Source organism: Ferruginivarius sediminum, assembly GCF_003344765.1.
Taxonomy (GTDB): Bacteria; Pseudomonadota; Alphaproteobacteria; order Kiloniellales; family Rhodovibrionaceae; genus Ferruginivarius; species Ferruginivarius sediminum.
In genome coordinates, this window is record NZ_QPMH01000022.1 from 1 (window position 1) to 25,223 (window position 25,223).

22 protein-coding genes are annotated in these 25,223 nt (G+C 64.7%); 12 read left to right on the top strand and 10 right to left on the bottom strand.

What is annotated here, in order from left to right; all coding sequences use genetic code 11:
• Positions 1 to 277: PLP-dependent transferase (locus DRB17_RS16855; protein WP_193725746.1), on the bottom strand; the 277-nt coding region annotated here is incomplete at its 3' end.
• Between the two features lie 264 nt (positions 278 to 541).
• Here DRB17_RS16855 and DRB17_RS16860 point away from each other — a divergent pair.
• A complete protein-coding gene (locus tag DRB17_RS16860) occupies positions 542 to 1,681 on the top strand; it encodes an isobutyryl-CoA dehydrogenase (RefSeq protein ID WP_114583403.1) in 1,140 nt (379 codons plus the stop codon).
• Between the two features lie 19 nt (positions 1,682 to 1,700).
• Positions 1,701 to 1,874: a hypothetical protein gene (locus DRB17_RS20255; RefSeq protein WP_153242380.1), complete on the top strand. Its 174-nt coding sequence runs from the start codon at positions 1,701 to 1,703 to the stop codon at positions 1,872 to 1,874.
• 17 nt (positions 1,875 to 1,891) lie between these two features.
• Here DRB17_RS20255 and DRB17_RS16865 read toward each other — a convergent pair whose 3' ends face one another.
• The 8 genes from DRB17_RS16865 to dctP all read right to left on the bottom strand — a co-directional run bounded on the left by DRB17_RS16865 (position 1,892) and on the right by dctP (position 10,385).
• A complete protein-coding gene (locus DRB17_RS16865) occupies positions 1,892 to 2,926 on the bottom strand; it encodes a YheT family hydrolase (RefSeq protein WP_114583404.1) in 1,035 nt (344 codons plus the stop codon).
• Positions 2,923 to 3,729, bottom strand: a complete 807-nt coding sequence (locus DRB17_RS16870; RefSeq protein ID WP_114583446.1) for a formate/nitrite transporter family protein — start codon at positions 3,727 to 3,729, stop codon at positions 2,923 to 2,925. Before DRB17_RS16870 ends, DRB17_RS16865 begins: the two co-directional genes overlap by 4 nt.
• An 8-nt stretch (positions 3,730 to 3,737) precedes the next feature.
• Positions 3,738 to 4,613, bottom strand: coding sequence for an alpha/beta fold hydrolase (locus DRB17_RS16875; RefSeq protein WP_114583405.1), 876 nt, complete (start codon positions 4,611 to 4,613; stop codon positions 3,738 to 3,740).
• Positions 4,607 to 5,776 (bottom strand): type III PLP-dependent enzyme, encoded by a 1,170-nt coding sequence (locus DRB17_RS16880; protein ID WP_161958868.1) that lies wholly within the window; start codon positions 5,774 to 5,776, stop codon positions 4,607 to 4,609. The genes DRB17_RS16875 and DRB17_RS16880 overlap by 7 nt, the downstream gene beginning before the upstream one ends.
• 148 nt (positions 5,777 to 5,924) lie before the next feature.
• Positions 5,925 to 7,388 carry a malonyl-CoA decarboxylase gene (locus DRB17_RS16885; protein ID WP_114583407.1) on the bottom strand — a complete coding sequence of 488 codons (1,464 nt, stop codon included), beginning with the start codon at positions 7,386 to 7,388 and terminating at the stop codon, positions 5,925 to 5,927.
• A gap of 13 nt (positions 7,389 to 7,401) precedes the next feature.
• Positions 7,402 to 8,718 (bottom strand): TRAP transporter large permease, encoded by a 1,317-nt coding sequence (locus DRB17_RS16890; RefSeq protein ID WP_114583408.1) that lies wholly within the window; start codon positions 8,716 to 8,718, stop codon positions 7,402 to 7,404.
• Positions 8,715 to 9,266, bottom strand: a complete 552-nt coding sequence (locus tag DRB17_RS16895) for a TRAP transporter small permease (RefSeq protein WP_114583409.1) — start codon at positions 9,264 to 9,266, stop codon at positions 8,715 to 8,717. The genes DRB17_RS16890 and DRB17_RS16895 overlap by 4 nt, the downstream gene beginning before the upstream one ends.
• A gap of 126 nt (positions 9,267 to 9,392) precedes the next feature.
• Positions 9,393 to 10,385, bottom strand: coding sequence for a TRAP transporter substrate-binding protein DctP (dctP, locus tag DRB17_RS16900; RefSeq protein ID WP_114583410.1), 993 nt, complete (start codon positions 10,383 to 10,385; stop codon positions 9,393 to 9,395).
• 191 nt (positions 10,386 to 10,576) lie between these two features.
• Here dctP and DRB17_RS16905 point away from each other — a divergent pair, with 191 nt between their 5' ends.
• Positions 10,577 to 12,100, top strand: a complete 1,524-nt coding sequence (locus DRB17_RS16905) for a malonate--CoA ligase (RefSeq protein ID WP_114583411.1) — start codon at positions 10,577 to 10,579, stop codon at positions 12,098 to 12,100.
• Positions 12,101 to 12,146: 46 nt separating this feature from the next.
• Positions 12,147 to 13,640: an aldehyde dehydrogenase family protein gene (locus DRB17_RS16910; protein ID WP_114583412.1), complete on the top strand. Its 1,494-nt coding sequence runs from the start codon at positions 12,147 to 12,149 to the stop codon at positions 13,638 to 13,640.
• A gap of 76 nt (positions 13,641 to 13,716) precedes the next feature.
• Here DRB17_RS16910 and DRB17_RS16915 read toward each other — a convergent pair whose 3' ends face one another.
• Positions 13,717 to 14,415 carry a substrate-binding periplasmic protein gene (locus tag DRB17_RS16915; protein ID WP_161958869.1) on the bottom strand — a complete coding sequence of 233 codons (699 nt, stop codon included), beginning with the start codon at positions 14,413 to 14,415 and terminating at the stop codon, positions 13,717 to 13,719.
• 212 nt (positions 14,416 to 14,627) lie between these two features.
• Here DRB17_RS16915 and DRB17_RS16920 point away from each other — a divergent pair, with 212 nt between their 5' ends.
• The 8 genes from DRB17_RS16920 to DRB17_RS16955 all read left to right on the top strand — a co-directional run bounded on the left by DRB17_RS16920 (position 14,628) and on the right by DRB17_RS16955 (position 25,194).
• A complete protein-coding gene (locus DRB17_RS16920; protein ID WP_114583414.1) occupies positions 14,628 to 17,018 on the top strand; it encodes a penicillin acylase family protein in 2,391 nt (796 codons plus the stop codon).
• 46 nt (positions 17,019 to 17,064) lie between these two features.
• Positions 17,065 to 18,321 (top strand): threonine ammonia-lyase, encoded by a 1,257-nt coding sequence (locus tag DRB17_RS16925; RefSeq protein WP_114583415.1) that lies wholly within the window; start codon positions 17,065 to 17,067, stop codon positions 18,319 to 18,321.
• Between the two features lie 110 nt (positions 18,322 to 18,431).
• On the top strand, positions 18,432 to 19,814 hold the full coding sequence (locus DRB17_RS16930; RefSeq protein WP_114583416.1) for a pyridoxal-phosphate dependent enzyme: 1,383 nt from the start codon (positions 18,432 to 18,434) through the stop codon (positions 19,812 to 19,814).
• A gap of 18 nt (positions 19,815 to 19,832) precedes the next feature.
• Positions 19,833 to 20,999, top strand: a complete 1,167-nt coding sequence (locus tag DRB17_RS16935; RefSeq protein ID WP_114583417.1) for a cystathionine gamma-synthase — start codon at positions 19,833 to 19,835, stop codon at positions 20,997 to 20,999.
• A gap of 89 nt (positions 21,000 to 21,088) precedes the next feature.
• A complete protein-coding gene (gene motB / locus DRB17_RS16940) occupies positions 21,089 to 22,036 on the top strand; it encodes a flagellar motor protein MotB (protein WP_114583418.1) in 948 nt (315 codons plus the stop codon).
• 111 nt (positions 22,037 to 22,147) lie between these two features.
• Entirely contained in the window at positions 22,148 to 22,645 is a 498-nt protein-coding gene (locus DRB17_RS16945; RefSeq protein WP_161958870.1) for an RDD family protein, read from the top strand.
• Positions 22,646 to 22,739: 94 nt separating this feature from the next.
• Complete coding sequence (locus DRB17_RS16950) at positions 22,740 to 24,233, top strand: circularly permuted type 2 ATP-grasp protein (RefSeq protein ID WP_114583447.1); 1,494 nt, start codon at positions 22,740 to 22,742, stop codon at positions 24,231 to 24,233.
• On the top strand, positions 24,226 to 25,194 hold the full coding sequence (locus DRB17_RS16955) for an alpha-E domain-containing protein (protein ID WP_114583420.1): 969 nt from the start codon (positions 24,226 to 24,228) through the stop codon (positions 25,192 to 25,194). Before DRB17_RS16950 ends, DRB17_RS16955 begins: the two co-directional genes overlap by 8 nt.
• Positions 25,195 to 25,223: the final 29 nt, after the last annotated feature.

Below are 25,223 nucleotides of genomic sequence, written 5' to 3' on the forward strand. Positions count from 1 at the left end.
TCGTCGTTGCCGCCTGGCCCGAGGCCACCGCCAGCGCCGCCGCGCCGCCCTCCAGTGCCGCCACCCGCTGCTCCAGCACGTCGCACGTCGGGTTCATGATCCGCGTGTAGATATTGCCAAGTTCCTCAAGCGCAAACAGCTTCTGCGCGTGCTCAGCATCGCGGAACTGGTAGCTGGTCGTCTGGTAGATCGGCGGAGCCACAGCGCCCGTCGCCGGGTCGTGATCGAAGCCGGCGTGGACACAGATAGTCTCGGGATGGTCGTAGCTGCGGGACATGGCTGTCTCATTCCCCTGAAATCGCCTGTGAGATATCTCGGTTCTGACAACCCGATAACGTAAAATTGAGCGGCGGGAAAGATGATTGGTTTGGATGTATGGCCAGGGGATACTCATGGGCCGGCTCCGCAGCCGTTGGCGACACGGTCTCCCCTCGCATCTCTGAGTTGCCGGCTGGCGCAAAGCCTAACCGGCTCGCTTTGATCATTTATTCCATGCGGCTATCCTCGCGGTCCGTGGAACCCGAACCGGAATGCATCGCCCATGAACTTCGAGCCAACGGAAGACCAGCGCGCGTTCCAGGAAGCCGCCCGCGCCTTCGCGCAGAACGAGATGCTGCCGCACGCCGGCGAATGGGACGAGCAGTGTCTGTTTCCTGAGGACGCCCTGCGCCGTGCGGCAGAACTCGGCTTTGCCGGGATCTATGTTCGCGACGATGTTGGTGGCAGCGCATTGAGCCGCCTGGACGCGGCGATCATCTTCGAGGAGCTGGCCGCCGCCTGCCCCTCAACGGCAGCCTATATCTCCATCCATAACATGGCTGCCTGGATGATCGACCGCTTCGGCAACGACGCGCAGCGTCACGCGTTCCTGCCCAAACTGATGACGATGGAGCACTTCGCCTCCTACGCACTGACTGAGCCGGGCGCGGGCTCCGACGCAGCATCGCTGAAAACCAGGGCCGCGCCGGACGGCGATCACTATGTACTGAACGGTTCCAAGGCCTTCATCTCGGGCGGCGGCCGCAGCGAAGTCTACGTCGTCATGGTCCGCACCGGCGAGGCCGGCTCGAAAGGCATTTCGACGCTCGTCGTGCCGCACGACACACCCGGCCTGTCGTTCGGCAAGCAGGAGAAGAAGCTGGGCTGGCATAGCCAACCCACCGCCGCCGTGATCTTCGAGGACGCCCACGTCCCTGTCGCCAACCGGCTCGGCGAAGAGGGTGACGGCTTCAAGATCGCTATGATGGGCCTGGACGGCGGGCGGCTGAACATCGGCGCCTGCTCTCTCGGCGCCGCGCGAGCGTGCCTGGAGGCCGCGCAGGCCTATGTGAAGGAACGTAAGCAGTTCGGCCGGCCGCTGGCGGATTTCCAGGCGCTACAGTTCAAGCTGGCGGACATGCGCACGGAGCTTGAATCCGCCCGCCTGCTTCTGCACCGGGCCGCCAGCAAGCTGGACGCCGGCGCGGAGGACGCGACCGCCTATTGCGCGATGGCGAAGCGCCTTGCCACCGACATCGGTTTCAAGGTGTGCAACGAGGCGCTCCAACTCCACGGCGGATACGGCTATATCCGCGATTACCCGATCGAGCGGTACTTGCGGGATGTCCGCGTGCATCAGATCCTGGAAGGCACGAACGAGATCATGCGCCTGATCGTGGCGCGGCACATGCTGGCCGACTGAAAAACGCGGAGACGCGGCCTTGGCCTATAAGCTTTTCACCGCCCTCAACGTGGGGCTCATCCTCGCGATCCTGATCCTGTTGCTGCGCGAGCCGGGCGGCGTCCTCATGGCCGGTGTGTTCGCACTGGTCATCGCCATCTGTCTCGGGCTGTGGTGGTTCTTCCGCCGCCGACAAACGTCCGGACGGGGCTGATTCGCCCGCTCCTTGACTCAAGTGGCAAGGTCCACAAAAGCCATGATCGCCCGATCGTGCCACGGCGCTTCGTCGTCAGCCGCATGGAAGCCGACGTGGCCACCGCTCGCGGCCAGCAGGGCCGACAGCTTTGTGTTCCGCGACCAGTCGAAGCTGCTGTAGGCATCGCCGGGAATCCAGGGGTCGTCGGCTGCGTGAATCGCCAGCAGCGGAACTGCGACATCCGCCAGATAGCGCTTGCCGGCGCAGCGCGTGTAGTAGTCCTCCGCGTCCGCGAAGCCGTGGCGGGGCGCAACGAAGGTATTATCGAATTGGTAAAGGGTGCGCGCCGCCTCGATCGCCCGGCGCTCCTCTTCGCTCAGCGCGGCCGGCCGGGCCGTCGCCTCTTCTTTCAGGTTCGACAGCATCCAACGGTGATAGAGAGTGTTGCGCGGCAGGTGGAACCGATGTGAAGTAGCCATCAAGTCGATGGGCGCCGAGACCGTCGCGGCGGCCCGGATCGGTAGCTCTTCCCCGTGCTCAGCGAGAAGCTTGATCAGCACGTTGCCGCCTAGGGACACCCCGACCGTGACAATGCCCGTCCGGGCCACGGCGGGCTCCATCTCGATCAACCGGCATAGCGCGTCCCGCAGATCCTCGCTACGCCCCGCGTGGTAGTGATCGCGGCAGCGCGGGCGGGACGGCTTCGAGCCGCGTAGATTGATGCGCAGGACGGGATAGCCGCGCTGCAGCCATTCCCGCGTCGTACGGCGCAAATAGATCGAGTCCTCGCAGCCGGTCAGACCGTGCACAAGGAAGATGAGTGGCCGCTGGCCGATATATTCCGCCCCGTTGAGCGCCGCCGCCAGTTCGTCGCCGCCCTCCACCGGCAGCCACAGCCGCTTTCCGGGCCAGGGCGAAAGATTGATCTCGGGGCGGGTGACAAAGTTGCGGACAGTCTGAAGGTCGCCGCCGATCCAGCGCCGGCGGGGCTTGAAGGGCGGAATCGGCAGGTCGCGGGCCGCGCCGATCCGCGCTTCGCCCGCGTGCTCCTCCTGGTCCGCCAGGGTCATTTTCCGCGCAGGTAACACACCCAGTACACCAGTGCCACGAACACGCCCCCGCCGACGATGTTGCCCAGCGTGACCGGAACCAGGTTCGCGACAAAGCCGGCGATGTCCGCCTCTCCGGCCGCAACCATGCCGGCGGGTATAAGATACATGTTGGCAACCGAGTGCTCGAAACCAAGAGCCACGAAAGCCGCAATGGGCGGTACGATGGCCAGGATCTTGCCGGTCACGTCGTGCGCGGCAAAGCACAGCCACACCGCCAAGCACACAAGAGCATTGCACAGAATGCCCCGCGCGAAGGCCTCGACCGGTCCCAGGGCCAGCTTTCCCGCGGCGATGGCGGCGGCGGTCTGTCCCATGGCGCCGTCGCCGATCTGCATCGTCCCGGCAAGCCACACCAGGATCACGCTGCCGATGGAGCCGATGAAGTTTCCCAAGTAGACGATGCCCCAGTTCCGTCCCAGGCGACCGAGCGAAACCTTCCGCTCCGCCCAGGCCATGACGATCAGGCTGTTACCGGTGAACAGCTCCGCCCCGCCGACGACCACGAGGATGAGGCCCAGCGAGAACGCCGTCCCGCCCAGCAAACGCGCCGGGCCAAGCCCCAAGCCGTGCTGGGTCATCACCAGCGTGTAAAGCATTGCCCCGAAGGCGATGAAGGCGCCGGCCAGCATTCCGAGCGTCAGGGTTTGCAGAAACGGCATTCCTACCTTGGCAAGCCCGACTGTCTCGACACGCTCGGCCATCTGCGCCGGCGTGTAGGCATCCAGGGGATTGCCGGTGCCGGTGGGTTGGGTGTCCGCCATATACTGCTTCACGCCGCTTCGGTTCGCCGCAGCCAGCCAGTGACGGCCGCGATCTGTTCATGGCTCATCAGCGCCGGCGCATGGCCGACGCCCTCGAACTCGACGACGCTTGCCCCCGGTCCGCGATCCGCCATCTCCTGTGCCGTGTCCTCGCGCAGCAGGTCGCTATCCCGGCCGCGCAGGACCAGGACCGGACACCGGATCGCGTCCCATAGCGCCCAAAGATCAATGTCCTCGATGGCGTCCGGTTCGTCAAAAGGCGCGGCGATCCTGGGATCGTAGGCCAGACGGTAGCCGCCGTCGGGATCGGTGCGCAGCGCGTGTTCGGCCAGATGCGCCCATTGCGGCTCGCTCAGCGGCCCGAAAGGCGCGTGGACCTTGCGCATATAGGCCACACCCTCGGCGAAATCGGCAAAATGAGGATCCTGGCCCACGTATTCCGAGAGCCGGCGCAGGGCGCTCGCCGGGACGAAGGGGCCGACATCGTTGATGACCAACCGACGGATCGGTGTGTTCGGTTGCGCCGCCAGCATCATGCCGATCAGTCCGCCCATAGAGGTCCCGATCCAATCGACGCGCGCGGCGCGGCTATAGGCGACAACGGCCGCCATGTCGGCATTGTACTGCGGATATCCATAGGCGTCCGCCGTCGGCAGCCAGTCGCTCCGCCCGCGACCGACTACGTCCGGGCACAGCACAAGGTATTCGTTCGCCATCGCCTCGGCCAGGCAGTCGAAGTCGCGGCCGGTCCGGGTCAAACCGTGGGCACAGACAGCAACCTCGGTGTTGCCGGAATCGCCCCATTCCGCCAGCGCGATCCGATGGAAGCCATGCGCGGACAGGCCCAGCACCTGCCCGAGACGGGGTGCGACGGCGGTCAGCATGGATTGTCCCCAAGCGGCTCGTCGGCGACATCGACGAAGGTTTCCGGGTGGAAACCGTTGAAGCGCGCGGCGACGGCATTCGAATAGGCGCCGAGACGGTCGATCTCGATCCAGTCGCCCTCGCGGATCCCGTCGGGCAGCAAGCAGGCGTTCGCGACCATGTCGAGCCCATCGCAGGTGGGTCCGGCAATGCTGAACATACAGAATTGTCCCTCCACGTCGCCATCCAGGCGTATGGCCCGGGCCGGCAGCTTGAGATCCACGGCAACCAGTTCCGACAGGCTGCCATAGACACCATCGTTGATGTAAAGGCGGTCTCCCTTGCGAAGCTGCACCTGCACGAGCAGCGAGCATCCCTGCGCCGTCAGCGCCCGCCCCGGCTCGGCCAGAACCTCGCAGTCCTCGGGCAGGTCCAGCGTGGCAAGCCCCTCGCCGACGGCCGCCATGAAGGCCTCCAGCGACGGCGCATCGGTGCCCAGATAAGGTGCGGGAAAGCCGCCGCCGATGTCCAGGCAGGCCGGACGAATGCCCGATGCGTCGAGTATCTCCCTGGCAACCCGGATGGCGTCGCGGTAGGCCGAGGGGTCCAGGCATTGGGAGCCGACGTGGAAGGCGATTCCCGGCTTCATACCCAGGCGCGCCACCTCCCTGAGCAACTCGACCGCCTCACTGGGCTCGGCGCCGAACTTCTCGGCAAGGTGAAACAACGACCCCGACTTCTCTGTCTTGAAACGCACCACGGCGACGATGCCGGGCACGCCGCGCGTCTCCTCGGCAAGCTTGCGCAGCTCGTTCGCGTGGTCCACCGCGAAAACGCGTACGCCGTAGACCCGATGCGCCATGCCGATCGCCGCGCGCGGCTTCACGGGATGCATAAAATAGGTATCCGCGTCGTCCCAGGTTTCGCAGATCTGCGCGATCTCCGGTAGCGAGGCGGTATCGAAGGCACGGATGCCGCCGTCATACAGCGCGTTCAGGACACGCGGATGCGGATTGCATTTCACGGCATAGAGCGTCTTGCCCGGAAACAGCTCCACGAAACGCCGCGCCGCCCGTCGCAGCACGTGGGGACGCAGACAGTACACTGGATACGACGGCTGCAGGGCCTGGGCGACGTGACGGGCATCGTCGAAGCTGTAGCGGCTACGGCGGATCAGATTCATAGCATCGCCTCCGTCCCGGCGGTGACTTGGCATCGCCGACGGTCAATCGGGATTCCCGGCTTGTGGTGCGGTTGGGCTCGCTTAATAGGCTAGGTGGCTGGCGGCGTCGACAGCCAATCGTATGCGCTCAGTCGGTCGCATTTCCCATTCAGGCCAACCGTCGGAGCTGCTTACCATCGTGATCCTTCCAGCCGCGGAGAAGGCTCTTGGCCTCGCTACCCAGGGTAATGCGGTTGTCGCGCATGTAAGCTTCGTGGTTCTGCTCGATGTCATCGAGGACATAGCGGTAATTGACCATCATGCCGGCTGACTGACGCAGACCCTTTGCCGAAACATCGCCCAGCCAGTTGATCCGCTCCAGCCGGGCGCCGTTCTTCAGGTGGAAGCGGGCGACCGGGTCGACGGGCCGGCCGTCGCCGCGCCGGTCCAGCAGGTAACGCGCACACAGCCGCATCAGGGGGCCTTTCAGCGCCCGGCTCGTCTCGTAGTCGTCGGGCCAACCGGCGCGCGCCAGCAGCACCTGCGCTGCCGCCCCAAGGTCGCTTTGCCCGGAAAGCGTGGTCAGGCGGTTGCGCTCCTCTTCGGTGGTGAGCGCCTTCAGCAGGTCGTCGGACGCCTTGTCCAGCCAGACCTGGAAGCCGGGAACTGGCGACAGCGTCGCGAAAACCTCGATCTGTGGCAGTTCGGTACTGAGATGCGAAACGACCTGCTTGATCAGGTAGTCGCCGAACGAGATGCCCCGCAGGCCGCGCTGGGTGTTGGAGATCGAATAGAAGATCGCCGCCTTGGCACTCTTCGGATCGTCCTGAGGGGCTGTTTCGTCCAGAAGCGCCTGGATACTGCCGGCCATTTCCTCCGTGAGTGCAACCTCGATGAACGCCAGCGGCTCCTCCGGCATGCGCGGGTGGAACAGCGCGAAGCACCGGCGGTCGGAATCCAGCCGATTACGCAGATCGTTCCAGTCGCGGATCTCGTGCACGGCCTCATAGGCGATCAGCTTCTCCAGCACAGCCGCGGAGGACCGCCATGTGATCTGCTGCAAATCCAGAAAGCCGACGTCGAACCACGACGACAGCAGTTCCCGCAGGTCCGCCTCCAGGTGCCGCAGGGAGGGATCGCTACCCACGAACTGCAGCAACTCGGCGCGCAGGTCGACCAGGAACTTGGTACCGTCCGGCAGCGCGTTGAACTGCGTCAGCAGCTTGACGTAGGGCGGCACCAGCGTTTGCCTAAGCTCCGTTTCGGCATCGAGGCGCGTAGCGAGGTCCGGTGCCTCCTGATAGGCGCGCACCGCCGCGTCCACCTTCTCTCCGTCGCAGGCGAACTCCTCGGCCATCATCTTCAGGAAGCGGCGACGCCCGGCGGAATCCATGGTGAGATAACGCCGGCCCAGTTCTGCCGCCCGGCCGCGTGCGGAAACCTCGCCGCCACGCGCCTCCAGACAGTCGCGCATCAGCTTGCGCAGCGTCTTGCCGTCGCCCTCGCCCGCCTCCGGCGCGGCCCAGCCGACCGTGCGCGCGGCACTGGCGGCAACATCGCGCCAAGCTGTGGAGAGGTTATCGATGGTACGCTCGAAGAGGGAGACCGGACGCTCGCTCTGCGTTTCGCTCATGAGGCTCTACAACCTAAATCGTTGGTCCCATCAGGTAGTTCGGCAGCCATAGGGCGATCTCCGGGAACATGCACAGCAAGACGATACCCAGCACCATGCACAGCATGAACGGTAGGGCGCCCCAAAGGATCGTCGGCAAGCGCACGTCCGGCGCGATGCCGTTGATCACATAGAGATTGAGGCCCACCGGCGGCGTGATCAGCCCGATCTCCATATTGAGGGTCAGGACGACGGCGAACCAGACGGCGTCGAACCCAAGATTCTCCACAACCGGTAGCAAGGTCGGCGCGGTCATCAGGATAACCGCCACGGGCGGCAGGAAGAAGCCGGCGACCAGCAGGAACAGGTTGACGCAGCCCATCAGCACCCAGCGGCTGACCTCCAGGTCGCCAATCCAGGCCGCCAGCGTCTGGGTGATGAAAAGCGAGGACATCATGTAGCTGAACAGCTCGGCTGCGGCGATGATCATCAGGATCATCACCGACTCCTTCATGGCGTCGCGGAAGATGTGCCAGAGCTGTCCGGGCTTGCGCAGCTTGTAAATCACGATCACCAGCAGCAGGCAGAACATCGCGCCGACGCCCGCCGCCTCCGACGGCGTGGCGACGCCGCCGTAGAGGACGTAGAGGATGCCCACGATGATGGCCAGGAACGGCCCGACCTTGGGCAGCATGACGAGCTTATCCCGCAACGAGAAGCTGACGGCCGGATCGACGAAGCGATAGCCCTTGCGCCATGCCGCGAACAGGCCCCAGGCGACGAACAGCACAGTCAGCATCACGCCCGGCAGAATCCCAGCCAGGAACAACCGGCCGATCGACGTCTCCGTCGCGATGCCGTAGACGATCATCGTGATCGACGGCGGGATCAGGATGCCCAGCGTGCCGCCGGCGGCGATGCTTCCCGTCGCCACCGAGGCCGGATAGCCGCGCTGGCGCATCTCCGGGATGCCCATCTTGCCGATTGCCGCGCAGGTGGCCGGCGACGAGCCCGACAGCGCGGCGAAGATGGCGCAAGCGCCAACGTTGGAGGCCATAAGCCCGCCCGGCACGCGGTAGAGCCAGCGGTCTAACGCCTCGTAAAGGTCCGCTCCGGCGCGCGAAGACGCCACGGCACCGCCCATCAGGATGAACATCGGGATCGACAGCAGCGCAAAGCTGTCCAGGCCGCCATAGAGCGTGTCGGCAATGAAGCCCAGTCCGAAGAAACCGTCCTGGTAATAGAGGAATATCAGCGAGACGAGGCCGAGTGCGAAGGCGACCGGCATACCCAGCAGCAACAACCCGACGGTCACGACGGCGATGACAAGGCCAAGCTGCAATTCACTCATGCCCAGCCCCCCGTCTCGGAACGTTCCTCCGCCAATTCGCTGGGATCGTGCGCACCGAAGGGCATGTCGCGGCCCAGTACGATTGCGACGATATCGGCGACGTATTGCAGGCTCATCAGGCCCATGCCGATCGGCACCGAGGCATAGGGAACCCAAAGCGGCGGCGCCCAAACGGTCTCCGCGCGCCAGTCATTCACCCAGGCCTCATGCCAGAAGGTGAAGCCGTAGACGGCGATGAAGGCGCAGAACGCAAGCGACGCGCCCGAGGCAAAGAGTGCCAGAAAGAACCTTCCCCTCTCGCCGAGGTAGTGCGGCAACAGGTCGACGTTCACATGACCGCGCTTCAACAGAACGTAGGGCGAGCCGATGAAGGTCGCGGCGATCACGCTGAACGTCACGAACTCGTGCTGCCAGATGGCAGATTGATTGAGCACATAGCGAACAAACACGAGATGGCAGACCGCCAGCACGGCAGCCAGCAATAGCGCCGCCGAGATTACGCCGCAGACGCGCGAAATTCGCCAGACGAAGGTGACGAAGGCATCCATGAAGGCTCCCCCTTATGCCAACAGCACGCCCGGCGAACCGGGGTACGAAAGGCACGAACGGCGGCTGCCGTTGTCCCATGGGAAGCGGCAGCCGCCGCCGCGGCGTCCAAAGAAACCGCTATGCCGTCAGTCGACGGACAACGCCATGTCGATCAGCTCCTCGCCGCCTTCGACCTTTTCCTCGAATTGCTTGTAGGAGGATTCCTTCGCAACATCGAGCCAGGCGTCATACTGCTCCTTGCTCATGTTCACGATCTTGACGCCGGCCTCCTTGTAGGTATCGACCAGTGTCTGATCGAGGCCCTTGGCCTTCTCGAAGAAAAACTCCTCGGCCGCCTGCCCGGCCGCCATCAGCGCGTCCTGCTGATCCTCGTCCAGACGGTCGAAGCTGCGCTTGGACATCAGGATCGGCTCGTACATGAACCACAGCGCGAAGTCGCCCGGCGGCGTCAGGCACGACGACTGCTCGTAGATGCGATAGCTCACCAGGCTGCCGGAGGAGGTGTTCGCGCCGTCCAGAACGCCGGTCTGCATGGCGGAGTAGATCTCCGAACTGGGCATGGAGTTGATGGAGGCGCCCGCCTCGGCCAGCATCTGCTCGAATGCGGGTCCCGCCGCACGCATCACCTTGCCCTGCACGCTATCGGGCGTGTCGACGCAGAAATCCTTGCCGACGAAGCCGCCGGCGAGCCACGCGTCGGAAAGCACGACGACTCCGGAATCATTAATGATCTTCTTGATCTCGTCCATGAAGGCGGAGTCGTTCAGCCGCTTGGCATGGTCGTGGTTCTTCACCAGCCCCGGCATCAGCGTCGCCGAGAACTGCGGATGACGGCCCGAGGCGTAGTCCAGCGGAAAAGCGGAGATGTCGAGTTGACCCTTCACCATCGCGTCCCACTGCTGTTTCGGCTTGAACAGCGAGCCGCTGGGATAGACGCGGATGTCCATGCCGACATCAGCCTTCTCGATCTCGGTCTTGATGATCTCGACCATCTTGCCGCGCACGTCGTCCTTCGGCCATTGGTGCGAGGCCTTCAGGGTTTGCGCGGCCGCCGGGCCGGCGAGAGCGATCGCCGCGCCGGCGACAGCAGCGCTCAGCAGGAGTCGTGTGGATTTCATAAGGTTGACCTCCCTAATGTGACGGTTTGCCGTCCTTGCGGCATTCAATGATGCCAATGTGTGAGTAACGGTAACGGGCGTTCCCGGGGTCGACAAGCCGACGCGGTTATTTGCCTCGCTGCCTCGGCTTGGCTATACCCGCGCATAGGATTTTTCCGAAAACCCAGCCAGGGACAGGACGGATGGCAGCGATGAGCGACAATCTCTACGAGATCTTCGAAGCCCGTTTCGCGAAGGCCGGCGACCAGGCCGCCATCGAGTTGGCCGACGGCACGACCTGGAGCTATCGCGATCTCGAAGCAGAGGTGGGCCGTATCGCGCGGCTGTTGCTCGATCTGGGCGTGGCGCCTGGCGACCGGGTCGCCGTGCAGGTGGAGAAGTCGCCGCGCGCCCTGTTCGCCTACCTCGCCTGCTTCAAGGCCGGGGCGATCTATCTGCCGCTGAATACCGCCTACAAGGGCGGCGAGATCGAATACTTCCTGGGCGATGCGGAACCGCGCGTCTTCGTCTGCGATCCGTCGCGCCTGGACGAGTTGAAACCCATCGCCGACAAGACCGGCGTGGCCCATGTCCTGACCCTCGACGCCACCGGCGGCGGGAGTCTGGCAGAGCATAGCACTAATCTCGACTCGGGCACGCCAACCGTTCCGCGCGAGGCGGACGACATCGCCGCGATCTGCTACACCTCCGGGACGACGGGACGCTCCAAGGGGGCGATGCTGAGCCATCGCAACCTTTCGTCGAACGCCCGGACATTGCACGAGATCTGGGGCTTCCAGCCCGGCGACGTGCTGCTCCACGCGCTGCCGCTGTTCCACGTGCACGGCCTGTTCGTCGCGTCCAACACGGCGCTTCTCAACGCCTCGAAGATGATTTTCCTGCCGAAGTTCGACGCCGACGAGGTGATCCGCCTGCTGCCCAAGGCCACGGTGATGATGGGCGTGCCGACCTTCTACGTCCGCCTCCTGGAGCGCGAGGCGTTCACGCGGGAGGTCGTAGGCAACATGCGGCTCTTCGTCGCGGGCTCTGCCCCGCTGCACCCCGACACCTTCGCCGAGTTCGAGCGGCGGACCGGGCACCGCATCCTTGAACGCTACGGCATGACGGAAGCCGGCATGATCACATCGAACCCCCTGGACGGCGAACGCCGGCCGGGAACCGTTGGCTTCCCGCTGCCCGGCGTGGAGGCGCGGGTCTGCGACGAGGACGGCAAGGTTCTCGAAAATGGCGAGGTCGGCGTCTTGGAGATCAAGGGGCCGAACCTGTTCAAGGGCTACTGGCGCAAACCCGACAAGACGGCGGAGGAGTTCCGCGACGACGGCTTCTTCATCACCGGCGACAACGCGCTGATCGACAATCGGGGCTATGTCCACATCGTCGGCCGCGCCAAGGACCTGATCATTTCGGGCGGCTACAACGTCTATCCAAAGGAGGTCGAGATCGTCATCGACGACCTGCCGGGCGTGAAGGAATCCGCGGTCTACGGCGTGCCGCACCCCGACTTCGGTGAAGCCGTGACCGCTACGGTGGTACCGGAAGGCGCCGATGCGCCGGACGAACAGACGGTCATTCAGGCCGTGAAAAAGCAGCTTGCCAACTATAAGGTGCCCAAGCGTGTGTTCTTTGCCGAAAGCCTGCCCCGGAATACGATGGGCAAAGTGCAAAAGAACCAGCTGCGCGACGAGCACAAGACCATCTTTACAAGCGCGGCGTAACCACAGCCGGCGCTTTACAAGAACCCGGGGAGGAGACCCAGACGTCATGCCGCAGATTCAGCCCACCACGGACCCCCACGCCCTGGCCCGCGAGCTGTCGGGTAAGCACCTGATCGACGGCAGTCTGGTCCCGGCGAAATCCGGCAAGACCTTCGCGGTGATCTATCCTGCCACGCAGGAAGTGGTCGGCGAGGCGGCGCTCGGCGATGCCGACGACGTCGCCGCTGCCGTGGAGGCGGCGAAGCGGGCGCAGCCGGCCTGGGCACGGCGTTCGGCGCGCGAGCGCGGTAAGCTGGTGGCGGAATGCGGCCGCGCGCTACAGGCGCATGCGGAGGAGCTGGGCCGGCTGATGGCGCTGGAAAGCGGCAAGGCGCTGCGCACCGAAAGCCGTGTAGAGGCGAGCGTGGTGGCCGACGCATTCACCTTTTACGGGGGCCTGGGCAGCGAGCTGAAGGGCGAATCGGTCCCGTTCTCTCCCGACATGATGACGGTGACGACCCGTGAGCCGATCGGCGTCGTCGGTGCGATCATTCCGTGGAACGTGCCGATGATGTTGATGGCCTTCAAGATCGCGCCCGCGCTCGTGGCCGGCAACACGGTCGTCGTGAAGTCGGCGGAAGAGGCCCCCTTTGCCGTCCTGCGCATCTGCCAGATCCTGAACCAGGTGCTGCCTGAGGGGACGTTCAACATGCTCTCCGGCTTCGGCCCCGAGTGCGGCGCCCCGCTGGTGCAGCATCCCGACGTCGGCAAGGTCAGCTTCACCGGCTCGGTCGAGACGGGCAAGGCGATCTACGCCATGGCCTCGGAGAAGCTGATTCCGGTGACGCTGGAGCTTGGCGGCAAGTCCCCGATGATCGTCATGGACGATGCCGATCTGGAGCGCGCGGTCCAGGGCGCCATCACCGGCATGCGCTTCAGTCGGCAGGGGCAGAGCTGCACCGCCTCCTCGCGCATCTACGTGCAGGACAAGCTGCATGACCGCTTCCTGGATGCGCTTGTGGAGCGCGTGAACAAGATGAAGATGGGCGATCCGCTGGCGGAGGAAACCGACATCGGCTCCATCGTCAGCCAGCAGCAGTATGACCGCGTGAACTCATACATCCAGATCGGCCGCGGCGAGGCTGGGGCCGAGGCCCATGTCTGCTCGGAGCTGCCTGAAGACCCGCGCCTCGCAAAGGGCTTCTTCGTGCAACCGGTGGTCTTCACCGGCCTGTCGGACGACAGCCGCCTGACGACGGAAGAGATCTTCGGCCCCGTCGCCTGCATGTACCGCTTCGACGATTACGAGGAAGTCATCCAGCGCGCCAACGCCAGCGAATATGGCCTTGCCGCCACTATCTGGACGACGGACCTGAAGACCGCGCTGGACGCCACCCGGCGACTGGAGGCCGGCTTCGTGCAGGTGAACCAGAACCTGGTCGTGCAGCCCGGCCTGTCCTACGGCGGCATCAAGAAGTCGGGTCTCGGCCGTGAAGCCTCGCTGGAGGCTATGCTGGAGCACTTTACGCACAAGAAGACAGTCATCATGAATATGACGTGATCGCCCCCACGTTCACGCCGAACCGTCGGATGCGCCGGCCCTGTATCGACTCCGATCCGGGCCGGCGCGCAAATCCCTAGAAGCCGTATCTGTCGATGATCTCGGCGTAGATTCCCTTCTCGCGAATGGCTTTCAGCCCTGCGTCAAAGTCGTCGCGCAGCTTTTCCGCATTTTCGTTGACCTTGGGAAACATCATGTGCAGCCGCCCGATCTTCAGCGGCGGCTCGATGAACGTCACCTCGGACAGATCGGCGCCTTCGATCCTGGCCGCCTCGTAGCGGAAGATACTCCGCGCCACCGCGACGATGTCGACGCGCCCGGCAAAGAACTTGCGCACGTTGATGGTCTGATTGTTCGCCGGATCCTTTTGCAGGTAATCCGCGTTCTCGAACTTCTCCCCGTACGCCCAGCCCGCGTTGTAGCCGATCAGATAAGGCTTCAAGTCCTCCAGGGGGGTGAAGCGCGACAGGCCCAGATCCTTATGGGCCATCAAGCCGACTTCGATTGAGTAGAACGGCTTGCTGAAATAGAAATCGCGCTCGCGATCCGCCGCCCAATAAGCCGCATGCACGGCGTCATAGGCGCCAGCGCGCCCTTTCGCCAGGGCCCGCCGCCAAGGCTGGAATTTCACCTCGAATTCGTGCCCACGCTCAGCGAAGGCCGCGCGCGCGAGGGCGGTGATGACACCGCCGCCTTCGAGCGAGTCTCCGTAGTAAGGGGTAAAGTTCACGGTCGTCGCGCGAACGATGTCCGCCCGGGCGTTGACCGCCGCCATGACGGCCGCAAAAGCCAGCACGGCAAGAGCCAGTCGCATAGCATTCCCCTCCGGCGTGATTCACCCGATGACACCACCCGTCTAACGAGAGAACTGATCGAGAATAGCTCCGCTCCATTAACAAAAACTTATCGAAAGGTTAACCCGATTTCCTTGCGAGGTTCAGGGCAGTAACCTCTTGCACGGTCGGGAAAACCCGCCATCTTGACGTCATGAAACGAGCTTTCCGTTGGCTGCTGGGCGCCGTCGTCGCCATTGTCATGCTTGCCGCCGTCGGCTTGGCGGGTGGCTACGGCTACCTGCACGGCTCACTGCCTAAGACGGATGGCGAAATACGCCTCCGTGCGCTGGAACAGCCGGTCGAGGTGGTGCGCGACGGCAACGGCATTCCGACCATAAAGGCCGGAAGCCTGTACGACGCCTATACGGCGCTTGGCTTCCTCCATGCCCAGGACCGACTTTGGCAGATGGACTTCATGCGCCGCACCGCCGCCGGCCGCCTCTCGGAGGTGGTCGGCGAAGGCACACTCGGCATCGACCGCTTCATGCGGGTGATGGGCTTTGGCCGGCTGGCCGAGGAACAGCTTCAGCACATCGCGCCCGGCACGCGCGGGGCGCTGGAGGCCTACTCGGCAGGCGTGAACGCCTTCATCGACAGCGACCCTACCCTGCCCCTCGAATTCCAGATCCTGGGCTACGAGCCCGAACCATGGACGGCGGCGGACAGCCTGTCCTGGGTGCGGCTGATGGCAATGCAGCTTTCCGGCAACTGGCGCCAGGAGATCGTGCGCGCCCGAATGGAAGAAAAGCTGGACACTCGGCAGCTTGCCTTCCTCTTTCCCGACTATCCAGCGGATGCGCCGACCACTGTGGAAGAAGGCCGCGCTGCCCTTCATAGCCTGCCGCTTGGCGAACTGGCATCGCTTCTGCCATATGAGCTGCAACCGAAGTCCGCATCCAACGCCTGGATCGTGTCGGGCCAGCGAACGGTGGGCGGTAAGCCGATCCTGGCGAACGACCCGCATCTCGGCTTGCAGGCGCCGGGCTACTGGTATCTGGCGCGCGTCGAGACGCCGGAGCAGACCCTTGTCGGCGCCACGGCGCCAGGACTGCCGTTCCATATCCTGGGCCGCAACGAACACTTGTCCTGGGGTCTGACGACGACGCACAGCGATACCCAGGATCTCTTCATCGAGAAGTTGGCGGAGGGCGCGCCCGACAGTTACATCACACCGGACGGCCCTCGTCCTTTCGATACGCGTACCGAGCAAATCGCTGTCGAAGGCCGCGAGACACCGGTCGAGCTGACGGTTCGTGCGACGCGCCACGGGCCTGTCGTCTCCGACAGTATTCCTGCGGCGGGCGGCCTTGCGTCGAGCAATCACGTCCTGGCGCTCGCCTGGCCGGCCCTGCGCGCCGATGACCGCACGCCCGACGCAATCGCGGAGATCAACCGGGCCGAGAACGTTCACGAGGCATTGCGGACCATGGCCAAGGTCCATAGCCCGCAACAGAATGTCCATCTGGCCGACGATCAGGGTAACATCGCCGTTACGGCGCCGGCACGCGTGCCGGTCCGCGCGAAGGGCGACGGTTCCCGCCCGGTGCCGGGTTGGAGCGGGGAGTACGACTGGACCGGGTTCCTGCCGTTCGAGGCCCTGCCCCGCGCGATCAATCCGCCCGACGGACGCATTGTCAACGCCAACAACAAGGTGGTGCCGGACACCTATCCCCATCTGATCGCAGCCAACTGGCCGCCGCCGTGGCGGGCGGAACGGATCGAGGCGATGCTCGACGAGGCGCCGGCGCCGCTGGACGTCGACGCCATGACGGCGATGCAGCTCGACGCCCGATCGCCGATGGCGGAGATCCTGCTACCCACGCTGTTGCGGCACGAGGTGACGAGCCGCCGCGCCACGCAGGCCATGAAAGTCCTGCGCGGCTGGGACGGCCATATGGACCGTAACGAGGCCGCGCCCCTGATCTTCGTAGCCTGGATGGATTTCCTCAACCGCGCGCTCTTCGCGGACGAGCTTGGCGGGGCGTTGTTCGGGGAGTTCGCCAGTCCCGACCCTCGCGTTATCAGGCGCGCCGTCGAGGAAGATACGCAATGGTGCGACGACGTCTCGACACGGGACATTCGCGAAGGCTGTGCGGCGCAGGTCGAACTTGCGCTGGAGGATGCACTTGACAGTCTGGAGAAGCGCTTCGGCGACCTTGGGCAGGTAACCTGGGGCGGCGCCCACAACACGCGCCTGCCACACCCCATGCTGTCGCGCATTCCGGGCCTGAATGGCCTTTTCGGGGCGGAAATCGCCACCGACGGCGGCCAGGAGACCGTCAACCGGGGTGGCAGCCGCTTCAACGGTTCCCGGTCGGGACGCTACCGGCACGTTCACGGCGCGGGCCTGCGAGCCGTGCACGATATGGCGGAGGATCCGGGAAGTTCTCTGTTCATGATCGCGGACGGGCAGTCGGGCAATCCGCTCTCGCCGCACTACGCGAACCTTGCGGAGGATTGGCGCGACGGACGTTACGTAAAATTGGTCGGCGATGTGCAAGACTCCTCGCACCTGCTTCGGCTCACTCCCGCGAGCCGTTAATACGGGTAGAAACGCCGACACGTCCGCGCCCCCAGGGAGAGCCGCCATGAATGCTGCCACAGAAGACCAGCAGGTCACGCTGGATGATATCCGCGACGCCGCCGATCAGTTGGAGGGGCATGCGGTCCGCTCGCCGCTGATCTTCGCGCCGCGGTTGTCGGCCATGCTTGGCTGCGAGCTCTATCTGAAGCTTGAGAACCAGCAGTACACCGGCTCGTTCAAGGACCGCGGCGCGTTCATCAAGCTGAAGAGCCTGACGCACGAGCAGAAGCGGAACGGCGTCATCGCCATGTCGGCCGGCAACCACGCGCAGGGTGTCGCCTACCACGCCCAACGGCTGGGCATCCCGGCGACCATCGTGATGCCGGAAAGTGCGCCTTTCAGCAAGGTGGAGCGCACGCGCGGATTCGGCGCAAGGGTTGTTCAGTCGGGTGAGACCATCGACGAGTCCGCCGATGTCGCGCAGCAACTCATGGAGCAGGATGGCCTGACCTTTGTCCACCCTTATGATGACCCGGCCATTATATGCGGCCAGGGCACCATCGGTCTGGAGATGCTGGCGGACCAGCCCGAGTTGGATACCATCATCGTGCCAATCGGCGGCGGCGGCGTGATCTCCGGCGTGGCCACGGCGGCGAAAGGACTACGCCCGGAGATCGAGATGATCGGTGTCGAGGCGGAGCTCTATCCCTCGATGTATCAGGCCCTGCACGGGATGGAGCCGACAGCCGGCGGCATCTCCATTGCCGATGGTATCGCGGTGAAGCGGCCGGGCAAGCTGACGAAGCGAATCGTGGAGGAACTCGTCAGCGACATCGTGTTGTGCGATGAGCCGGTCCTGGAGACGGCGATCTCAACCCTGTGCGAGTATCAGAAAGTTGTCGCGGAAGGTGCCGGCGCCGCACCGCTTGCGGCCTTGCTCAAGGAACGCGACCGTTTTGCCGGCCGGAAGGTCGGCCTCGTCATCTGCGGCGGGAATATCGACACCCGCATGATGGCCTCGGTGCTGATGCGCGGGCTGGTGCGCGATGGCCGGCTGGTGCGCCTGCGCATCGACATCAACGACGCGCCCGGCGTTCTGGCCAGGGTCGCGGGCCTGATTGGCCGCACCGGCGCCAATATCGTCGAGGTCTATCACCAGCGACTGTTCCACGACGTGCCGGTTCGCCGCGCGGAGATCGACGCGGTCGTCGAGACCCGCAACGCCGAGCACGTGCGCGAGGTGACGGAAGCGCTGGAAGGCGGCGGATTCCCCTGCCGCATGCTGTCCACGCTCTCGGTCGACGGACCAACCCAGATCTGAAGGCCCACTTGGCCGACACGATCGCGTGCCGCCGGGTTGCCAAGGCGGCGCGCGAGCGTCATAACCAGCGGTAGTCGAACATCGCCACCGCAGAGAGTCGGCATACCATCATGACCAGCCCAGGTCCCGTCTTCCAATCGACGCTGGAAACCATCGGCAATACGCCGTTAGTGAAAGTGGCGAACATCGACACCGGCCCGTGCGAGCTTTACCTGAAGCTGGAGAACCAGAACCCCGGCGGCTCCATCAAGGACCGCATCGGCCGCTCGATGATCGAGCAGGCGGAGAAGGACGGCCGGCTCCGTCCTGGTGGCACCATCGTCGAGGGCACGGCCGGCAACACCGGCCTGGGGCTTGCCATCGTCGCCGCGCAGAAAGGCTATCGCCTGATCGTCGTCGTGCCCGACAAGATGGCACAGGAAAAGATATTCCATCTCAAGGCACTAGGCGCTGAAGTTCACCTGACCCGCTCGGATGTCGGCAAGGGCCATCCCGAGTATTATCAGGACATGGCCGAGCGTATCGCGAAGGAGGAGGACGCCTTCTTCGTCCACCAGTTCGCCAACCCGGCGAACCCGCTGGCCCACGAAACCACGACCGGGCCGGAAATCTGGGCGCAGATGGATGGGCGCTGCGACGCGGTGGTCTGCGGTGTGGGTTCGGGCGGCACGCTGACGGGGCTATCCCGTTACTTCGAGAAGGTGGCGCCGGACCTGGAAATGGTTGTTGCCGACCCCGAGGGCTCGGTCGTCGCGCCTTACGTGCGCACCGGAGAGATGCCGAACGAGGTCGGCTCCTGGATCGTCGAGGGAATCGGCGAGGACTTCCTGCCGTCCATCCTCGACCTGTCCCGGTGTCGCACTGCCTATGAAGTTCCCGACAAGGAGGCGCTGCTGACAGCACGGGAACTGTTGAAAAAAGAAGGGCTGTTGTGCGGGTCCTCCTCCGGCACGCTGATCGCCGGCGCCCTGCGCTATTGCCGGGAGCAGACCACACCGAAGCGCGTTGTCACCTTCGTCTGCGACAGCGGCAACAAGTACCTGACGAAGCAGTTCAACGACTACTGGATGATCGATCAGGGCTTCATAGAGCGCGAGCGCGTGGGCGACCTGCGCGATATCATCGGCCGCCCGCACGACGAGCGCAGCACCGTGCTGATCGGCCAGGACGACACGCTTATTGCCGCGCACGGCCGGATGAAGCTTTACGACGTTTCGCAGCTTCCCGTACTGGACAGTGAGGGCAAGGTCGTCGGACTGGTGGACGAGGAGGATATCCTGCTGGCGGTGGTGCGCGACGAAGCCAGCTTTACAGACCCCGTGCGCACGGTGATGTCCAGCCGGCTCGACACCATCACGCCGGACCGCCCGATGGAGGAGTTGATGAATATCTTCTCGCGCGGTCATGTCGCCATCGTCATGCAGGAGAGCAGGTTCTACGGGCTGATCACCCGTATCGACCTCCTCAACCACCTTCGGCGTAAGATGAAATAGGTTCTTTAATTGCCTGACATGTCACAAAAAAAGTCGAATCGCGCTGGCTTTTCGACCCGCGCGATACACGCGGGCCAAAGCCCGGACCCCACGACTGGCGCGATTATGACGCCGATCTACGCCAGTTCGACCTACGCGCAGGAAAGCCCCGGACGGCACAAGGGGTTCGAGTACAGCCGCAGCCACAACCCCACGCGTTTCGCTTACGAGCGCTGCGCGGCGGACCTCGAAAGCGGCACCGCCGGCTTCGCCTTCGCCAGCGGCCTGGCGGCGACGGCGACCCTGCTGGATACGCTCGATACCGGCAGCCACGTGATCGTCAGCGATGACCTCTACGGCGGCACCTACCGCCTGTTCGAGAACGTGCGCAAGCGTTCAAGCGGCCTGCAATTCAGCTTCGTCGACATGCGCGACATCGCGGCCGTCGAGGCCGCGATCCGACCAGAAACCCGCTTGATCTGGGCGGAAACGCCGACCAATCCGCTCCTACGGCTGGTCGATCTGGAGGCCCTGGCCGCGCTTGGCCGCAAGCGCGGCGTTCTCACGTGCTGCGACAACACCTTCGCCACGCCATGGGTGCAGCGGCCGCTGGAACTTGGCTTCGACGCCGTCATGCACTCCGCCACCAAATACATGAACGGCCACTCCGACATGGTGGGCGGCCTGCTGATCGTCGGCGACAATGCCGAGCTTCGCGATCAGCTTACCTTCCTGCAGAACGCCGTCGGAGCTGTCCAGGGGCCGTTCGATTCGTTCCTGGCCCTGCGCGGCCTGAAAACGCTCGGCCTGCGCATGGAGCGGCATTGCGAGAACGCCCTGCGGGTCGGTGAGTACCTGGAACGGCATCCGAAAGTGGAGCGGGTGATCTACCCCGGCCTGCCCAGCCATCCGCAGCACGAGCTCGCGAAACGGCAGATGCGCGCCGGCGGCGGCATGGTCACGATCTTCATCGAGGGTGGGTTGGAGCCGTCGCGCCGCTTCCTGGAACGGGTCGAGGTCTTCGCCCTGGCCGAGAGCCTGGGCGGCGTGGAAAGCCTGATCGAGCATCCGGCCATCATGACCCATGCGTCTATTCCCCGCGAAAAGCGCGAGGCAATCGGCCTGACCGACGGCTTGGTCCGCCTGTCCGTCGGCGTGGAGGATGCCGACGACCTGATCGCCGACCTGGAGCAGGCCTTGGCCTGAGCCGCCGCCAATAACCCCATCTTAACCGTCTTCGGCCAGAGTTCCGCGGCCGGCGCGCCGGTGCGGACCTCACCTGTCGGGCGGGATAAATGGCGGCAAAAGGCGACAACGCTCCTGTCATTATCAAGAAGGTCAAGAAGGGCGGACACGAGGGCCACCACGGAGGGGCCTGGAAGGTTGCCTACGCCGACTTCGTGACCGCGATGATGGCCTTCTTCCTGCTTCTCTGGCTGCTCAACGTCACGACGGAAGAGCAGAAAAATGGCATTGCCGACTATTTCTCGCCAACGACGGTGAGCGACAGTTCAAGCGGCAGCGGCGGCATGCTCGGCGGCCAGACATTGACCGACGAGGGCGCGATGGTGGACCAGCGCGCGCCGGTCGGCGTCAACCTGACCATGCCGCCGCCACCGCCCGCCACCTCGACGGAAAGCGAAGCAGGCGATGCCGAATCCGTGGCAAGGCAGCAGGAGCGCGCACGTTTCGAGGAAGCGGCTGGGCAGCTTCGGCGGGCGCTGGAAGAGAACCCGGAACTCAGCGGGCTCAGCGAGCATCTGCTGGTCGACGAAACGCCTGAGGGCCTGCGCATCCAAGTTGTGGACCGGGCGGACAACGCGATGTTCGCCCTTGGCAGCGCCAAGCCCCTGCCGAAGACAACGCAACTGTTGAAGCTGGTCAGTGACTCGATCGCCGGGCTGCCGAACGATATCGCCATCAAGGGGCATACGGACGCTACGCCGTTCCGCGGCAGCAACGGCTATGGTAACTGGGAGCTTTCGGCGGACCGTGCCAACGCGACGCGCAGGGCCCTCGTCGAATCCGGACTGAAGGCGGAACGGATTTCCCAGGTGGTGGGGCGCGCCGACCAGGACCCGCTGCTGCCGGACGATCCGACACATCCAAAGAACCGTCGCATCTCCATCCTGCTGCTGCGCGAGCAGCCAACCCAGGCGGCGTCCGGCGATGGAACCAGAGGCGGCGCGGCACCGGCACGGACGATCGGACCCAGCATCCTTGGCAAGGACAACGCCGGCTAGGCCAAGCCGCAGGCGCCGCCGTGCCATGGCAAGGCTTGCCAAGTCGTCGACCTGCCGTCCAACCTCGGCACGAAGCAGCGTTGCGTATCCAGTGAGAGAGGCCCCCTCCCCTTGGCCAGCCGCCTTCCCAGCACATCCGCCAGCGCAAGCGCCTGGCAGAATGCGCCGCCCGACCCGCTCGACGCGCCGGAACTCTATGAAGGCCTGCTATGGCGCCGCGTGGCCGCGCATCTCGTTGACGCCTGCCTCATCGTCCTTCTGGGCGTACTCGCGTGGTTCGTACTGGTGTTCCTGGTCGCGATCTCCTTCGGCGCACTGGGGCCGCTGTTGATCCCTCTAATTCCCCTTTTCCCCTCGTTGTACGCGGCCGCCACAATCGGCGGCAGCCAAGCTTCGGCGACACCGGGGATGCGGCTTTTCGGCCTGACGGTGCTGGACTGGACCGGGCGGCGCGTTGGGTACGCGCAGGGCTTCCTGATGGCGATCTTCTTCTATGTGACCACGGCGCTGACCAGTGCCCTTGTACTGATTGTCGCCCTCTTCACGCAGCGCCATCGCACGCTGCACGACATCATGGCCGGCACGGTCGTCGTACGCCGGACTCGGTAGCGATTCGATCCGCCAAGCATTTCCATCGAGCACTGGCCAGCGTCGCCGCGAAGCTGTCATACTCGTTGATGGGCACGTCGATGGAGTGATGCGCATGCCGCAGGACCAGCAGCAGGCCGCCGAAACTCTGGCGCCACAGCCTACCAAGCCCGCGCAGGGTTTGCTCGCCGGCTACGAGGCCCTCGGTCACTACGACGAGTTGCTGGCTCTTTACCGCGACACGAACCCAAGTGCGCGGGCGATTCTGGACCGCCTCGACGGCATGGACCTGGAAACGCTCTGCGACCGCGCCCGCGACGCCGAGTTGGAGCTTTACAACTTCGGCATCACCTTCACCGTATACACGCAGAAGGACGCGATCGACCGGATCCTGCCGTTCGACGTGATCCCACGCGCAATCTCCGCCGCCGACTGGGCCGTGCTGGAGCGCGGCGTACAGCAGCGCGTCGCCGCCATCAACGCCTTCATCGGCGACGTCTACAACGATGGCAAGATCCTGAAGGACGGCGTGGTGCCCGCAGACCTGGTGCTGACGAACGAGAACTACCGGCCCGAGATGGAAGGCCTCGCGGTCCCACACGGCACTTACGCCCATATCGACGGAACCGACATCGTTCGCGGCAACGACGGCGCGTTTTACGTCTTGGAGGATAATGCGCGCACGCCCTCGGGCGTTTCCTACGTTGTGGAGAACCGCCACCTGATGCTGCGCGCCTTCCCCGACCTGATGCACGAGCTGCCGGTCCGCCCGGTATCGAACTACGGCCAGCGCCTGCGCGAAGCGCTAGGCGATATCGCGCCCGAGAGTGTACTGGACCCTGTCGTCGTGCTGCTGTCACCGGGGACGTACAACTCGGCCTATTTCGAGCATATCTTCCTGGCGCGCGAGATGGGCGTCCCTCTGGTCGAGGGCCGAGACCTCCTGGTCGAGGACGACCGCGTCTACATGAAGACCATTCGTGGCCTGCAGCGGGTCGACGTGATCTATCGGCGCATCAACGACGACTTCCTGGACCCGGAGGCCTTCAACCCCGCCAGCATGCTGGGCGTGCCGGGCCTTATGCGCTGCTACCGCAAGGGCACGGTGGGGCTCGCCAACGCGGTCGGCACCGGCATCGCGGACGACAAGGCTGTCTACGCCTACATGCCGCGCATCATCCGGTACTACCTGGACGAGGAGCCGGTGATCCAGAACGTGGAGACGCATATCTGCCGGGAGACGGAAGGCCTGCGCTTCACGCTGGACAACCTGGACAAGCTGGTGGTGAAGCCGGTGGGCGAGGCCGGCGGCTATGGCATCACGGTCGGCCCGCGCGCCAGCCGGGATGAGCTGGAGACCTGCCGCAAGCAACTTGAGGAGCGGCCGGCGAACTATATCAGCCAGCCGATGATCGACCTCTCCGTCTGTCCCACCCTCACCGACCACGCCATCGCGCCGCGCCACGTCGACCTGCGGCCCTTCGCCGTGACGGGCAAAAGCACCTGGGTACTACCCGGCGGTCTGACACGGGTTGCGCTGCGGGAAGGCTCCATCATCGTCAACTCGTCGCAAGGCGGCGGGTCGAAGGATACCTGGGTCCTTGAGTAACCTGCTGGCACGCTACGCCGCCTCGATCTTCTGGCTCGCCCGCTATGTCGAGCGCGCGGAGGATCTGGCGCGTATCCTGGACGTGAACGAAACCTTCAGCCGCGATAGCCGGGGCGGCCAGAACTGGCGCTCCATCCTGCAGCTTTACGCCGACGATGAGCGTTTCTTCGCCGCCAATCCCCATGCGTCAGCGGCCGAGGTGATTCATTTCTACACCCTTGATGCCGGGAATCCGTCGTCCATCGTCTCCAGCATCCGCGCGGCGCGGGAGAACGCGCGCACGCTTCGTCCGCTGATCTCGACGGAGATGTGGACCCAGCTCAACATCTTCTACAACCGGCTGCGGGCGATGACGCGGGAAGATCTGGCCGAGCCGCGCCTCGCCCGTTTCTGCTCGTTCATCAAGGAGGGCTGCCAGACCCATACCGGCATCACCGAGGGCACCTTCTACCGCGACGAAGGCTGGTATTTTTACCAGCTTGGGCGGAGCCTGGAACGGGCCGACCAGACGACGCGCCTTCTCGAGGTGAAGTATCATCTGTTGTTGCCGTCGTCGCAGGATGTCGGCTCGCCCTTCGACGTCAGCCAGTGGAACGCCGTCCTGCGCTCCGCCGCCGGCTTTCATGCTTTCCGGCGGCTGCATCCCAGCGGCATGACGGCGGCGAACGTCGCCGGCTTCCTGTTGCTTCACCTGCCCTTCCCGCGCTCCGTCCATGCCTGCGTGCATAGCGCGGCGCAGACGCTGGAGGAGCTGCGGGAGGGTTATGCGCTCACGGGCGGCGCGGATGCTCTGGAGCAGTTGCACGAGCTTCGCGCCATGCTCCGCGGCCACACGGCGGCCGCGGTTGTGCAGGCCGGCCTGCACGAGCTTCTGGACGATGTTCAGGCCAGGCTGAATGCGGTGTCTGCCGGGCTTGCATCGGACTTCTTCGGCCTAGGTCACGCCGCGGCGGCGGAATAGCGCGTTCAGGGGGCTGGACGCACGTGCAA